This is a genomic window from uncultured Thalassolituus sp., from assembly GCF_950066645.1.
In the GTDB taxonomy this organism is placed as follows: Bacteria; Pseudomonadota; Gammaproteobacteria; order Pseudomonadales; family Oceanobacteraceae; genus Thalassolituus.
This window is the reverse complement of sequence record NZ_CATMFB010000022.1, coordinates 21,256-37,310: the sequence shown is the minus strand read 5'-3', so window position 1 is coordinate 37,310 and position 16,055 is coordinate 21,256. Positions and strand designations below refer to the sequence as shown.

Below are 16,055 nucleotides of genomic sequence, written 5' to 3'. Positions count from 1 at the left end.
CGGGTCAGAGCCGCAGTCAGAGTAGTTTTACCGTGGTCAACGTGACCGATAGTACCCACGTTTACGTGGGGTTTGGAACGTTCAAACGTTTCCTTAGCCATAGAACACCTCGTTCAGGATCTTTAAATTACAAATGATTAATAATCGCATCAGCTACGCTTGAAGGCGCTTCCGCATATTTTTCAAATTCCATGGAATAGGTCGCCCGCCCCTGACTCGCTGAACGCAGATCAGTGGCGTAACCGAACATCTCGGCCAGAGGTACAGAGGCATTCACCACTTTACCTGATGGCGTATCTTCCATTCCGGAAATCAAACCTCGGCGACGGTTCAGGTCACCGACCACGTCACCCATGTAATCTTCAGGTGTTACAACTTCAACCTTCATCATGGGTTCCAGCAGAACGGCATCGCCTTCTCTCGAAAGCTGCTTAGTTGCTTGTGACGCGGCAATTTTAAACGCCATCTCATTTGAGTCAACGTCATGGTATGAGCCATCGAACAGTGTTGCTCTCAGACCCAGCAGCGGGTAACCGGCAAGAACACCATTCTTCATCTGTTCTTCGATACCCTTTTCGACCGCCGGGATGAATTCACGAGGAATTGCACCACCAACGATCTCGTTTACAAATTCGAGGCCTTCTTCGTCTCGCGGCTCAAACCGGATCACTACGTGACCATACTGACCGCGCCCGCCCGACTGCTTAGCGAACTTGTTGTTGATTTCTACCGTACGGGTAATTTTCTCGCGGTACGCCACCTGGGGTTTACCCACGTTACATTCCACTTTGAATTCGCGCTTCATACGGTCGACGATGATGTCGAGATGTAGCTCACCCATACCAGAGATAATGGTCTGACCAGACTCTTCGTCGGTCTCGACACGGAATGACGGATCTTCCTGCGCCAGCTTACCGAGCGCCACACCCATCTTCTCCTGATCCGCCTGAGACTTAGGCTCAACCGCGACCGATATCACCGGCTCCGGGAACTCCATACGCTCAAGCGTAATGCGGTTTTTCTGATCCTGATCACACAGGGTATCCCCTGTCGTGACATCCTTCAGACCGATCAGCGCGGCGATATCACCTGCGCGAACCTCTTTAATTTCTTCACGTGAGTTTGCATGCATCTGCACCATACGACCAACGCGCTCACGCTTACCTTTTACCGCGTTATAAACCGCATCACCCGACTGCAACACGCCTGAGTAGACTCGCACAAAGGTCAGAGTTCCCACAAACGGGTCAGTTGCGATTTTAAATGCCAGAGCAGCAAAAGGCTCGGCATCGTCTGCATGACGTTCGGCGACGGTTTCGTCTTTGTCATCCAGAACGCCCTCAATAGCCTTCACCTCAGTGGGTGATGGCAGGAATTCGATCACTGCATCCAGAACCGCCTGCACACCTTTGTTCTTAAACGCAGAACCACAGGTTACAAGTACGATTTCGTTCGCCAGTGTACGCTGGCGCAGCGCTGCTTTAATGTCTTCTTCAGACAGCTCTTCGCCTTCCAGATACTTCTCGGTCAGTTCTTCCGAAGCTTCTGCAGCAGCTTCGACCAACTTCTCTCGCCATTCTTCGGCGGTATCAACCAGATCCGCAGGAATATCTTCGTAGGTAAAGGTCATGCCCTGATCGGCCTCATTCCACATGATGGCTTTCATCTTGATCAGGTCAACAACACCTTTGAAGTTGTCTTCGGCACCAATATTGATATGAATCGGCACCGCATTCGCGCCAAGTCGCTTGCCCAGCTGATCGACCACCATAAAGAAGTCGGCACCTGTGCGGTCCATCTTGTTGACGAAGACCATTCGCGGCACTTCGTATTTATTAGCCTGGCGCCATACTGTCTCGGTCTGAGGCTGAACGCCTGAGGAACCGCAAAGAACCACCACCGCACCGTCCAGTACACGCAAAGAACGCTCTACTTCGATAGTGAAGTCTACGTGTCCGGGCGTGTCGATAATGTTGATTCGATGCTGTTCAAACTGTTGAGCCATGCCCGCCCAGAAACAGGTCGTCGCAGCAGAGGTGATGGTGATACCACGTTCCTGCTCCTGCTCCATCCAGTCCATGGTTGCTGCGCCGTCGTGTACTTCACCGATCTTGTGGGATACCCCGGTGTAGAACAGAACACGCTCAGTGGTTGTGGTTTTACCCGCATCCACGTGAGCACAGATACCAATATTACGGTAACGCTCAATAGGCGTTGTGCGTGCCACAGTGCTTTCCTCGGCTCAATCAGGTGCGATACAGGCTTATAAAAGCAATACGTATCGACAGAATATAGAAGGGCGCGAATCGTAATATAAGTGAATACAAGCCGTCAATCGTCAGGCCGGGTCAGTCAGCCACCGTCAATAGCCAGGCAGCCAGAGGCTGAAACCGGTACTGCTCTGTATAGCGACGCACTTCTGCGACAAACGGTTGCAGGTTTTCATCCTCCTCGACGGAGGCCAGCGTCGCACGCAGTGCAAGTATGTCGTGACGGGACGCTTCATCATGAAGTTTCTGGAGTACATCCCGGGCTGGAAGCGTCAGTATCTGTGCGTCAGGCTCTGCTTCCTGAAGCTCGGTCTGACGCTGTTCTGTCACCATCAGGCGAAGTACAAACCAGAATTCACTTCCTTCACCCGGGCTACTTCTGACTTTAAGTTCGGAATTCATCAACCGGAGAATTTTCTGACTGATGGTCAGCCCCAGCCCGGAACCTTCAGCCTGAGTAATTCGGTTATCCAATTGATGAAAGGGTATGAAAATGTTTTTCAGTTCCCGTTCTTCGATCCCGATGCCGCTGTCCTTGACTCCGAACCGGATAGAAATATAGCCATCTTCGTTGTGTAGCACCGCTGCTGAAAATACGACGCTACCAGTTTCAGTGAATTTAACCGCATTACTGAGCAGGTTGAGCAGGACCTGGCGTAACCGCTTGTCATCAACCAGGACAGACGAAGGTAAGGCTGCCGGGAAATCACAGATAAACTTAACCTGGGCCGTAGCCACCCGGATCCGGCTCATTTCTGCCAGCGCAGTGAGAAGCTCAGGCAGGTTGGTTTCGTTCGGATGCAGGCTCAGACTCTCTTCATCCGCGCGCGCAAAATCCAGGATATCGTTAATCATATGCAGCAGGTGATCGGCGCTGCGGCTGATACTCTCGACCCCCTGCCCCCGGCTTTCCATCAGTTGCCTGTCTTCTCTGAAGATCTGGGTATAGCCAAGAATGGAATTCAGAGGGGTCCGCAGTTCATGCGTCACACTCGCCAGAAAACGGGTTTTTGCTCTGTCAGACGCTTCAATCACCTGTTTCGCCTGATTCAGCCGGTGGAACATGAATGACATCAGACCCCACACCAGAATCAGCAACAACAGTAGCACGCCTGACTGAACCATCAGCTGGCTACGCATATCACTGGCAAGGACACTGAAATAACGGTCACTGACGGAAAAACCCGCAACGCCGAGCAGATCACCATTGTTCGCGATCAGGGCTACAGGCATCTGAAAACACGACCCACAGCTGGGCGCCCCTTCATTGAAATCCAGACTCCCCGGGCTGGCTTCAATCAGGTCGTAATCCACTTCCAGCGATACCGCCAGAATCATTCGTTCGCCAATTGCCGGGTCTGTAACAATCAGCATTTCCTGAATCACATCAAACAACCGCTGTTGTCTCTGTTCCGGCGCGGTGTACTGAAGACTCTCCAGCAGCACCGCCGACTGCGCGCGGGCGAGAATCTCAGCCTGGGTTTCGGCGGTCTGATACAAACGGGGCTGTAGGGTGTGATGCCAGTATCGATCCAGCGAATAAGCCAGCGCAGCCATCAGGAGAATAAACACGAGGGCGATACCAGCCAGGCCGGAACCCAGCCTGACTCCGGACAGCCCCTGCAGCCACCTGTAGAGAAGCCCGTTATTCATATTGTTTCGCCACCGTCAGATAAAACGCCTTCAACTCAAGGCCAGACGCCTTAAGCGTCGTCATGTTAAGCGCAGGACGTACCGTTGATTCCACGGATAAGCCGCCAGCGACCCCATCCCGGACGTCGCCTTCAAAGGGAGAAAACACCATAACCCTATGTTCCCGCCCATAGCTGATTACCTGCTGAAGCTCCTCTCGATTGAGAGGCTGCGTAATAAACATTGCCGCCGGTGCTCGCGGCGCGTCACTCAGTGAACTGAGCGCCAGTGTGTTCAGCTGGACCGGAAGTTTTTTCACTTCCGGCAGCGCCTGCTCCAGCTCGGGAAGGTAGCGGGCGGCGGTGAGTTCGTCGCTCGCATACAGAAGAGCAACCTCCACCCGTCCCGCATCATTGAGCTTTTCGCTCAGAGCCAGGTCTGCGGACAGGAAGGTCCGGAAAAGCTTTAACCCGACGTGAATGCGACGCTCGCTGAAGGTATCGGCATTAAGGCTGACGGAGAGGCAGGCACAGAGCAACAACGGCAGCAGAAGCCACCAGCGTCTGTTATTGCTACGCCCGATGCCCACTCTCACAGGTCAGCCACTCAGAACCGGTATTCCAGCGCACCATGGACGCTGCGCCCACCATGGGACAGTCCATCCGGGTACTGCGCGGGTGCAGGCGCACTCTGGTAGTACCTGTCGGCGAGATTCCGCGCTGCCAGGGTCAACAGCAATCCATCAACATCCCAGAGTCGATCAACCTCCAACGCATATCCGAACAGCGTGTACGCAGCAAAAACATCTCTGTGACCCGGCGGCGACTCCCAACCCTCCTGGGCACCGGTATATGTCAGGGTCAGACTGTGGCTCACCCGGTCAGTGGCATTCCATGTCATCGCCGCGTTTGCCAGCAGCTCAACCGAGCCAAGCAACTTTTTGTCATCGTCCAGGCGATCAAAGGCGCGCGCATAGCTGAGATTCGCCTGCCAGTGCCAATGCCGCCCCAGAACCTGTTGCCACTCCAGTTCAAGCCCCCGGGTATCGATGTTGCCGCGATTACGCCAGACAGGCACCTCCCCCGGATTAAGATAAAACTCAATCAGATCGTCCACCTTGGTATAAAAAACCGTAGTGCGCAGAGTATGCCCCGGCGCCCGGTAGATATATGCTGCTTCGAACGAGCGCAGTTTTTCTTCCGTCAGGTCCTCACCACCAGCAAAACTCTGCTCCCCGGAATACCGTTCTTTCAGGGTCGGTGGACGAAAGGCCTCGGCGTACTGTGCTTTCACAATATGGTTATCGGCAACGCGCCATACCCCCGCCAGCCTTGGCGATAGCTTGGCTCCCCAGTCGTCATAGTCATCAAACCGCGCCCCCAGAGTGACCTGCAGGTCTTCCGTCGCCTGCCACTGATCCTGAATTGCGATGCTGGTCAGACTGCGCTCTGCCCCCTCAGTAACAAGACGACGATCTTCGGGTGCTTCCTGAGGCTCCCCTCCGGCGGGGGTCACATAGAAGAAGCTGTCATTGACGCGGCTCTGACTGATACTGATTTCAGAGTAAACCTGATGATTTTCTGTAGCATTCCAGTGACTGGTCAGACGTGCGCGCTGAGTCGTGTCGCTGTTGCCATCCTGACGAAACCCATCATTCTGAAGGGGTTGAGAAGCCCCCGGAGGGCGGACACCGGCAGGGATAGGGAGATAAGCAGCATCATCAAGCCTGGTCGCCTGATGGGAGACATCAAAAGCAAGCTCCAGATCCGGACTCAGGTACCATGCCTTCCCCAGACGGATACCACTTGCGGTCTCCTCTCTCAGTTCTGTTTCATAGGGCAAGGCGGCCAGATATCCGTATCCCGGCCCACGCTCTGTACTGGCGTAATACGTATCCAGCTCGTAGCCATTGCCGGCAAGGTGTAAAGACAGAATCTGACCAGCTTCGTGGTCATATACCTTGCCCGGCGAGTATCCATTGCCACGGCGTGCAAAGTTGTCTTCCTGTGTTTCCAGCCCGCTGTTGCCCTGATCCCACGCAGTCACTGCGACATTAAGCGAGATACCCGGGCGGACGTCTCCTGAGAAGTAGGCACCGCCCTGGCGTAACCCCGGATCTCCTGCTTTGACCGCGACGGCCTTATCCTGGCGTGTGATAACATTTACGACACCAGAAAAAGCAAACTCGCCATACAATGCCGCACCGGGTCCGCGGATAATTTCGACGCGCTCTATCTGCTCCAGGGGCAATCGCATCAGCCAGTCGGCAGAGGCATCAGTAGCGCGGTTAACGACCATACCGTCCAGCAGGAACTTGAGGTTACTTGAACTCAACGTCGCCCCCACACCACGAACAATCGTCCGGTAATCTCCAGCGTTGTTTTCGGGCAGGTAGAAGCCACTGACAAACGACAGCGCATCGGCCAGATTGCTGAAACCCTGTGCCGCCAGATCGCGTGCATAAAGCACCGTCATCATGCCGGGAACATAATCCGTGTTCATACGTGTCTGCGTTGCCAGTTCAGTTTCTTCTTCGAGCAATGCCATCAAAGCAGCCAGCTCTTCGTCGTCGGTTCCTTCCGCCCATGTAAACGGGGCACACGCTCCTGCACAGAGCACCCCTCCCAAAATCGTCTGACGGACAGCATGAAGGTACCGCTGCGACATATAACCAACCTCCGGATCATTCAATATTCAGGAGGCGAAGAGTAACTGCATTCGTCTCCCCTGACCATGCTACAGGGCCGCTACCGAGGCCCGGTTCCGTCCCGTTTTCTTTGCCTGATAAAGTGCGCGGTCCGCTGCCGTGACAAGGCTTCCGGCGTGACCATCTGCATCCGGTACGACAGAAGCAACCCCCGCGCTGATGGTGACCCTGTCTGCAACCGGAGATGCTTCGTGAGGTAAGGCATACCGATAGAGCGCGGTACACATTTCGGTTGCCAACCGCTCTGCGTGAACCTTTTCTGTACCTGGCAGAATCACAGCGAATTCTTCACCCCCATAACGGGCCAGACAATCCCCTGGCCGCCGGATAACCCCTTGCAGGACACCTGCAACCACCCGCAGACACTCATCTCCCCGGACGTGCCCGTAGTGATCGTTATAGGCTTTGAAGTGGTCAACATCGATCATGATCAGCGACATTTCATCCGCGTGACGGCGCGCCCTGAACCACTCGAGCTCAAGCATATGTTCGAATGTCCGTCGGTTACCGCAACCTGTCAGTTCATCCAGACACGCAAGATTCTGCAGTTCATCCAATCTTTTCTTATGGGCAAGGTGAGTCCTGATGCGGGCCTTCAGTACCGGAAGCGAAAACGGCTTCTGTACATAATCAATCGCCCCAAGTGCCAACCCCAGCTCAATGTCTGGCTCCTGGCCCCGGGCCGACAGAAACACAACCGGAACATCGGCAAGAGCTTTGTCTTTTTTAAGCTGGCGACAGACTTCATAGCCATCCATCCCCGGCATCATAATATCAAGCAATATCAGATCCGGACTGTCGTTCTGAGCAAGCGCCAGCCCCTCACGCCCCGACAGAGCCACGCGGATCTGCAGATCTTCATTACCAAGCCCATCAATCAGAAAGTCGAGATTTGCGGGAACGTCATCGATCACGAGTAGTGACGGCTGTTTTGCCCTTGCGCTGGAAAAGTTCATATAAGGCCTGCCCTCTGGATGTCTGCAACAGATGACTGCACATTACGGGCCACCCGAAAAACCTCATATAAAACATATAGATACAAACTCGATCGAATAGATTTACTTATAGATTAGCCATATTCGCTTATAGACGCTTATACTTATCGCTCCTTCTGAACCGGATGCCTCATGACTGCTTCACCACTGATCCTGATCGTCGACGATCAGCCACAGAACCTCGATGTGCTGGTCAGTTTCCTGAGCGACAGTGGCCTTCGCCTGGCAGTTGCAACCGATGGAGAGTCGGCGTTACGAATCGCTCGAGACTCCCTCCCCGACCTGATTTTGCTCGATATCATGATGCCCCGGCTCAGCGGGCATGAGGTGTGCGAGCGTCTGAAAGACTCGGCGACAACCCGCGATATCCCTGTCATATTTATGAGTGCCCTGTCCGACACCCGCGATAAATTACGCAGTTTTAATTCCGGTGCTGTCGATTACCTGATTAAACCTCTGCAACGGGAAGAAGTGCTGGCACGGATCAACACGCATCTGACTATCGCAAAACAGCGACAGGAGCTGCTGGAAAAAAATGCCGAGCTGCGCCAGCTTAACGACGCCCTGAGTGAACAGATCAACCAGCGGGAAAAAGCAGAAAATGCGCTCCAGCTGGCTGACCAGACTCTGACGGCACTGACCCGTAAAGAAGCTCAGCAATGGGGCATTGACGCCTTTATCGGTCAGAGCCAGGCGATCATGACCCTGCTCGAGGAAGTACGGAGCCTGCAACAGGCAGGACACACCAATGTTCTTGTACTCGGCGAGAGTGGCACAGGTAAAGAACTGGTGTCGCGAGCCATCCATTATGGCAGCCAGCGCAGTAGCAAGCCCTTTATCGCCGTGAACTGCTCAGCGATTCCCGCTGATCTGGCGGATGCCGAATTTTTCGGACACACGAAAGGCGCATACACAGGTGCGGTGAGTGATCGCCGCGGATTTTTTGAGCAAGCGGACGGCGGCACCCTGTTTCTCGATGAAATCGGCGATATGCCCCTCTCGCTTCAGGCGAAGTTACTGAGGGTGCTTGAAGATGGCGTCGTCACTCCTGTGGGGGGGCGTCAGCCACGCCAGGTCAATGTCCGGGTCGTCGCGGCCACCAATGTCGCAATGCAGGAGAGAATACAGGCAAAAGAGTTCCGCCAGGACCTCTATTTCCGGCTGGCCGGCTACACGGTCTTTCTGCCGCCTCTCCGTGAGCGCGCCTCAGATATCCCTTTGCTGGCGCGCCACTTTCTGGATCTGCTGAGCCGCCAGATGGGGCGGGAGCAACCTGTTATCTCGGACCCTGCTCTGGCGGCACTCGGCCGCTATCACTTTCCCGGCAACGTACGCGAACTGAAAAACATGGCGGAGTACGCGCTGATCGCCAGCCGTGGAAAAACGATCACAGAAGCGCACCTTCACTTTCTGGAGCCGGTGACTCCGCCAGAATCTACCGTGGTTCTCTCTGCTGCCGACGCCCGCTCACAAACGATCGTGCCCGCCCAGACTCAGGCCTCCAGCGATGAAGAGGCTCTGGTTGAGTACGCCCGAGAGCAAGGCCGGATTGATAATGCTCAGGCGCAGGCCCTGCTCAACGTTGATCACGGGCGCGCATCCTACCTGCTGAAAAAGCTTCACAAAGAAGGCGTCCTGGCAAAGCAGGGAGAACGGCGCTGGAGCTACTACACCATCCTATAAGCGTCCTCGCTTATAGAGCCCGTATCTATAAGCGAGATTACGCTCCCACTCCAATCAGAATCACATAACAGATTGATAAATAAAGACTTTTAATTCTGGCGCGGTTTTCGCTGAGGGAGTTCTGTCTTTTATCAATGGGTTGAACCATGCATTTCAGAACATCCCTTCTGCTCACCGGGCTGACGGCCTGCCTGGTAGCAAACAGCAGTATCGCCGCAGACGGACGCAGCGATTACGACCTGGACGACAATGGACTGATTGAAATTAACGACCTCGCCGACCTGAACGAGATCCGTAACCATCTCGATGGCTCAGGGCTCTATGGTTCAGGCGCAGGCTGTCCGGACAGTGGGTGTACCGGCTTCGAGCTGACCACAGACCTGGATTTCGATACCAATGGTGATGGTGTCATGGACGCCAGTGATGACTATTGGAACGACGGGGCCGGCTGGGAACCGATTGGTTCTTCAAGTGGCAGTTTTCAGGCGGACTTTCATGGCAACGGCCACCTTATCCGTAACCTCTACATTGACCGCCCGAACGATGACTACATCGGGCTGTTCGGCTCAATCCAGAACGCAAGCATTCAGTCTGTCGGTCTCACCGGTACTCTGACGTACATCCACGGTGACGACTTCACCGGAACATTGGCAGGCCGGACGAACAGCAACACGACAATGACAGCAGTATTCGCGTTGGGCGACGTCGAAGCAGACAACTACGCGGGCGGCCTCGTTGGTTACCTGCACAATACCACGGTCACCAACAGCTTCACTTCCAGCCGCGTCGACTCTACTGGCATATCAGTCGGTGGCTTTGCAGGCCTGGTCACCAACGGTTCGATCACAGCCTCCTACTCTACAGGCAGCGTCTCTGGCGCTGGCAACGTTGGTGGTTTCGCAGGAGACGCTGGCTCTAACGACATCACTGCCGTTCACTGGGCAACAGACAGCAGCGGCCAGAGTGAAAGCGATGATAGCTCTGCCGACAACAACTATCAGGGAGCCACACTCGCGCAACTGCAGTGCCCTGTGGCCGGTGACGACGAAGCATGCTCTGGCATCAAACTTTATGCTGGCTGGGGGGATATGCTCGATGGCGACGACGATCCCTACTGGAACTTCGGTACCAGTGAGGAACTCCCGGGCCTGACATTAAACGGGGTGGTATACCGCGACTCTGATAACGACAGGGTGCTGGATCATGAAGATGCCTTTCCGTATGAGTCTGCCGCGTCTGAAGACGCAGACAACGATGGCTACCCCGATCGCTGGACACTCGGCTGCGATAGCGAGTGTCGCGCTGCCAGCGGCCTTGTTCTGGATAACCTGCCGGATCACCGGGCAGCCTGGCAGGACGAAGACCTGGATGGTCTGCCAGAATCCTGGGCGGAGGATTGCGACAGTGATTGCCAGACTGCATCGGGCCTGACCCTGGACACGTTTCCGGATGACTATGACAACGACGGCCTGGATACCGCCACGGATACCGACGACAATGGCGACGGAATCGCCGATGTAGACGCCGATTCAGATGGCCTGATCGATATCACCAGTCTTTCACAACTGAACGCTATGCGCTTCAGTCTGGATGGTGCACAACAAATCTTAACGGACGGCGCCGATGGCGACGCCAGCGGCTGCCCCGCGACCGTTATCAACGGCGCTCTTCAGGCGCTCTGCTCCGGTTACGAACTGACCACCGATCTGGACTTCGATGAAAACACCAACGGCGACCTGTCTGATGACAGTTTCTGGAACGCCGGAACGGGCTGGGTCCCCATCGGGGATTCCACCAGCCCATTCACTGCAACCTTCAATGGTCGCGGCCACCAGATCCGGAACCTGTACACCGCTCAGGACAGCTACACAGGCCTGTTTGGCTTCACCAGCGACGCCGAACTTAAACACCTGGCACTCACTGGTCCGCTGACACGCAGCGCAGGTCTTTATTACATCGGAATCCTGGTCGGATATGCATCTGACACGCAGATCACTGGCATCTATACCGCGGGGGAGACTGCGGCGGACTACTACTATGCTGGCGGTATTGCCGGAGCTCTGATGGTGCATTCGTCCCTAAGCAACAGTTACTCAACAACCAGGGTGATTGCGTCCAGCGGCTCAGGCGGCATTACTGGCCGGATCGACAATGCCAGTATTCACACCTCGTTGAGTACGGGCTACAACAGCGGCGCCGTGCGCTCGGGTGGCCTTGCCGGCAATAATGACGACAGCACCTTCAGCAGGAGCTACTGGGCAACCGATACAACCCAACAGGACGACAGCACAGAAACTCCGACAGATGAGGAAGTCTTCGGAACCCTTCTCGTGACCCTGCAGTGCCCGACAACTGCAGATGACGTGAATTGCTCATCGACCACTCTTTTTTCAGGCTGGTCAGAAGAAATCCATACGACAACCGCTGGGGCAACCCTTCCCTACTGGGACTTCGGCACGACGGATCAACTGCCAGGCCTCATGCTTAACGGCGTCCTCTACCGGGACAGTGATGGCGACGGCTACCTCGATGAAAACGACGCCTTCGTTAATGCCTATGCTGCCGCACTGGATTCCGACGGTGATGGCTACCCCGATCAGTGGAACAGCAGCTGTGATACCGAATGCATCGAGGCATCTGGTCTGCAACTCGATGTATTTCCGGAAGACGACGAGGTCTGGCAGGACAGCGATCTCGATGGGCTTCCGGACACCTGGGCCGATGACTGCGACAGCGACTGTCAGGCGCTTTCTGGCTACACACTCGACAGCTTCCCGGACGATCACGACAACGACGGTCTGAGCACCGCTGAAGACACTGATGATAATGGTGATGGCATCATCGATGCGGATGCCGACTCAGACGGCCTGATTGATATCGAAACACTCGACGAACTGAACGCTATCCGCTTCCGGCTGAACGGGGTCTCACAGGTGCTCAGTGACGGTGGCAGTGAAGACAGCAGCGGCTGCCCGGCGACCATAATCGACGGTGTCATGACACTCCGATGCAGCGGTTATGAACTTCTGAACGATCTGGACTTCGATACCAACCAGGACGGTGACCTGTCAGACGAAAGCTACTACAACGCCGGCGCTGGCTGGCTACCACTGGGGAATGATACAGAATCCTTCACGGCAGAATTTAACGGTAACCATTTCGCGATTCACAACCTGTTTGTGAACGAAACGGAAGAAGAAGCCGGTCTCTTCGGCAAGACTGAGCTGGCGTATATCCACAATGTGACCCTCACGGGTGACCTGACCTCCGTCTTCGGCGACAACGAAACTGGTCTGCTGATCGGTGAAGATTTCGGTTCCCGTATTCACAGGGTATTTGTTTCTGGCAAGGTCTCGGGAGAATTCAGTTGTGGGGGGTTGCTGGGCTATGCCATAGGATCAGAGATCAGCGAAAGTGGCGCCTCCGTGACCATCAACTGTGATGGCACTGCGGGCGGCCTGGCTGCAGAACTCGACTACTCCAGTGTATCGGCGAGCTTCGCTACCGGATCGGTCACTGGTGACTACATGGTGGGAGGCCTTGTGGGGGTACTCTACCGGGCCAACATCAGCGCCAGCTACTCGTCCGCTGTGACTTACGGCGGCTATGCAACCGCGGGTCTGATTGGTTATTCAAGCGATTCAGTCATCTCCGGGAATTTCGCCACTGGCTACGTTGATTATCAGGATTCTGATTATGGCGGGCTGATCGGACAGGCAGATGATACCGAAATATCTGACAGCTACTGGGCGACTGACTCGACCGGCCAGACGGAAAGCGATGACAGCAACAGCGTTGACGGCTACGTTGGCGCCCTGCTCGAAGAACTCCAATGCCCGGAAAGCGCCAATAACAGCTCCTGCTCTATTGAACATACCCTGTTCAGCAACTGGGCGGACTTCATTGATGAAGATAATGACGCCTACTGGGATTTCGGCGACACCGACCAGCTTCCGGGGCTACGCATCAACCAGTCCATCTACCGCGACAGTGATGGCGATGGCTCATTAGATGGCAGCGACGCGTTCCCTCTGAATGCGGCCGCCTCTCTGGACAGCGACGACGACGGGTATCCGGACCAGTGGAACCCCTACTGCGATAGCGACTGTGTCAGTCTGTCGGGGCTCTCTTTTGATGCTCTCCCTGATCATCCGGCCGCCTGGCAGGACGACGACTTCGATGGTCTCCCTGACAGCTGGCACCCGGAATGCGATGTTGCATGCCAGGAAACCTCGGGACTGACCCTTGATCTGTTTCTGAATGACATGGACAACGATGGCCTGACCGACGCTGAAGACCCGGATGACAACGGCGACAGCATTGCTGACGCGGACGGCGACTCTGACGGACTGATCGATATCGCTACCCTGGAAGAACTATATGCAATCCGCCATGACCTGTCCGGTGTGGGACAGGTTCTGGACGAAAATGGCGTCAGTGACAGCAGTGGCTGCCCATTTATTCTCTCTGCAGGCACCTATGTGCAGTCCTGCAGTGGTTATGAGCTGGTTACCGATCTTGATTTTGATACCGATGGTGATGGAGACCTGTCGGATGAAGCTTTCTGGAATGACGGAGAAGGCTGGCAACCACTGGGCAGCCGCAGCAATGATGCACTGACGGCAGTGTTTGATGGCAAGTACTACGAAATCCGCAATCTCTACATCAATCGTCCGGATACCGATTACATCGGCCTGTTCGGGTTTGTTTATGGTGGCGAGATCCGCTCAGTCGGCATTACTGGCGACCTGGCATCCGTGACCGGCGACGACTATGCAGGCATGCTCGTCGGGGCGTCTTACTACAGTACGTTTTCTGAGCTGTGGAGCACCGGTAACGTTATTGCTGGTGACGACTATGCAGGCGGCCTGATTGGCCTACTGGAGTTCTCGACGCTCAATGCCGCCTATGCAACGGGCGATGTCAGCGGTGATGCAAACGTCGGCGGACTCATCGGCCGTATTTATGACACGCTGGTCAGCAATACCTTTGCAACAGGGACGGTGTCCGGCCGATACCAGGTTGGTGGTTTGATCGGACGATCGACCAGCACGCAGGATAGTTATTATATCGTCAGTAACAGCTACGCAACGGGCGACACCTCCGGTGGCGACGCCACGGCGGGGCTCATCGGCTACAACTACGCAACCACGCAGTACAGCTACTGGGCAACGGACAGTACAGGCTCGACCGATGGAAACAGTACCTCAGAATATGATGTGGGTTTCTTCGGTGTCAGTGAGGAAGAGCTTCGCTGTCCGACCTCTGCTGATGACATCCAGTGTATCGAAGGGACCTTGTATGCAGGCTGGGGAAGTGCCCTTGATGCCACAGGCGACAGCTATTGGGAGTTCGGAACATCATCAGCGTTGCCGGGCCTGAAGCTGGGTAATGTATTCCATGGCGACAGTGATGGCGACGGCACCTATGACCAATACGACGACTATCCATACGACTATGACAATGACGGCTACACCGATGCCGATGAAACGGCCGCGGGCAGTGACCCGTACGATGCAGATGATCTACCGGCGGATGATGACGGTGACGGCATCAGCAACGCCACCGACCCCTACCCGAACGACGTTGATAACGACGGTGTCGACGATTCTGAAGACAGTGATAACACCAATGACAACGGTGCTCCGGAAATCCTGAGCGTAGGCGCAGAATTGTCTGTCTCAGCCGATCTCAATGATGCAACCCAGGTTGCCCTTGACTACCTGAGCCTGCTTGCCGAGGTATCTGCCTTTGATGCTGTCGATGCTTCGGGCGCCCTGACCTATCAGTGCTACCTGAACGGTGAAGCGGTCGAGATCACTGAAACGGGTCAACTGCTGCTGCCCACCGGACGTCAGATTCTGGAGTGGACTGCCACCGACCTCAGTGGCAACCAAAGCGACGCCGTTGAACAAGCAGTTAACGTCTATCCGGAAGTGCGTTTCGCCACGACAGATATTCTGACGGCCGAAGGCGCAACAACCGAGGTCGTTATCGAACTGAGTGGTGAATCCCCTGTTTATCCAGTTGTAGTAGAACTGGCGGTCGACAGTGATAACTCCACACTGACAGATGCCGACCTGGACGGCATCTCGCTCGACGAGGCAGTCACAGTAACCATTGAGGCCGGTACGGAGCTGCCTCTCAATACCCGAGGCTATCTGCCACTGTCGATTCTTCATGATGATATTGAAGAAGGCGATGAAGTACTGATCGTTGAAATCATGTCGGTGGATATGGAAGACGACGACACGGAAGCCTGGTTTGTGTTGGCAGAGGGCGCCTCCCGACTCAACCTGACGGTCACTGGCGTCAATATTGCCCCCCAGATCGCTCTGAGCATGAGCCAGAACGGTGAAGTCACCGACACCCTGACCGTAGCCAGCGGCTCGGTCACACTGTCAGTCGACATCACGGATGCCAATGTTGATGACGAACACACTCTGAGCTGGGAGCTGAATGGCCTTTACAGCGCTTCATCGGATGCCACCCAATTCAGTTTCCCCTCCAGCGATCTGGTGGCAGGAAGCTATCTGGTGACGGTAACAGTAACCGACAACGGCCGCCCCTCTCTGAGCACGTCGGCATCACTGCAAGTAACCGTTGTCGCCGATGAATCCAGCGACGGCGCAGGAGGCGCAGGCAGCCATCACCTACTGTGGCTGATTCTGATGCTGGGACTGATCCCAACCCGTCGTCGCCGCTGACAACTTTCTCCCTCTTTGCCTGTCGCTTCCTCTTCGGACGACAGGCCTTTTTATTGATCAC

The 16,055-nt window shown here is 55.2% G+C and carries 8 protein-coding genes; 2 read left to right on the top strand and 6 right to left on the bottom strand.

Features of this window, described 5'->3' with window-relative positions; all coding sequences use genetic code 11:
- The 6 genes from Q1L85_RS15860 to Q1L85_RS15835 form a co-directional block, all read right to left on the bottom strand.
- Positions 1 to 101, bottom strand: a 101-nt coding sequence (locus tag Q1L85_RS15860; protein ID WP_300433578.1) for a GTP-binding protein, incomplete at its 3' end; no start/stop codon positions are given.
- Between the two features lie 26 nt (positions 102 to 127).
- Positions 128 to 2,227 (bottom strand): elongation factor G, encoded by a 2,100-nt coding sequence (fusA, locus tag Q1L85_RS15855; protein ID WP_300426169.1) that lies wholly within the window; start codon positions 2,225 to 2,227, stop codon positions 128 to 130.
- A 121-nt stretch (positions 2,228 to 2,348) separates the two neighbouring features.
- Complete coding sequence (locus Q1L85_RS15850) at positions 2,349 to 3,923, bottom strand: HAMP domain-containing sensor histidine kinase (protein WP_300426171.1); 1,575 nt, start codon at positions 3,921 to 3,923, stop codon at positions 2,349 to 2,351.
- Positions 3,916 to 4,497 carry a hypothetical protein gene (locus Q1L85_RS15845; protein ID WP_300426172.1) on the bottom strand — a complete coding sequence of 194 codons (582 nt, stop codon included), beginning with the start codon at positions 4,495 to 4,497 and terminating at the stop codon, positions 3,916 to 3,918. Before Q1L85_RS15845 ends, Q1L85_RS15850 begins: the two co-directional genes overlap by 8 nt.
- An 11-nt stretch (positions 4,498 to 4,508) precedes the next feature.
- Positions 4,509 to 6,569, bottom strand: coding sequence for a TonB-dependent receptor (locus Q1L85_RS15840; RefSeq protein WP_300426174.1), 2,061 nt, complete (start codon positions 6,567 to 6,569; stop codon positions 4,509 to 4,511).
- Between the two features lie 69 nt (positions 6,570 to 6,638).
- Positions 6,639 to 7,565 (bottom strand): diguanylate cyclase, encoded by a 927-nt coding sequence (locus tag Q1L85_RS15835; RefSeq protein ID WP_300426176.1) that lies wholly within the window; start codon positions 7,563 to 7,565, stop codon positions 6,639 to 6,641.
- A gap of 171 nt (positions 7,566 to 7,736) precedes the next feature.
- Here Q1L85_RS15835 and Q1L85_RS15830 point away from each other — a divergent pair, with 171 nt between their 5' ends.
- Both Q1L85_RS15830 and Q1L85_RS15825 read left to right on the top strand, forming a co-directional pair.
- Positions 7,737 to 9,287: a sigma-54 dependent transcriptional regulator gene (locus Q1L85_RS15830; protein WP_300426177.1), complete on the top strand. Its 1,551-nt coding sequence runs from the start codon at positions 7,737 to 7,739 to the stop codon at positions 9,285 to 9,287.
- A 146-nt stretch (positions 9,288 to 9,433) separates the two neighbouring features.
- A complete protein-coding gene (locus tag Q1L85_RS15825) occupies positions 9,434 to 15,994 on the top strand; it encodes a hypothetical protein (protein WP_300426178.1) in 6,561 nt (2,186 codons plus the stop codon).
- The last annotated feature ends 61 nt before the right edge of the window (positions 15,995 to 16,055 follow it).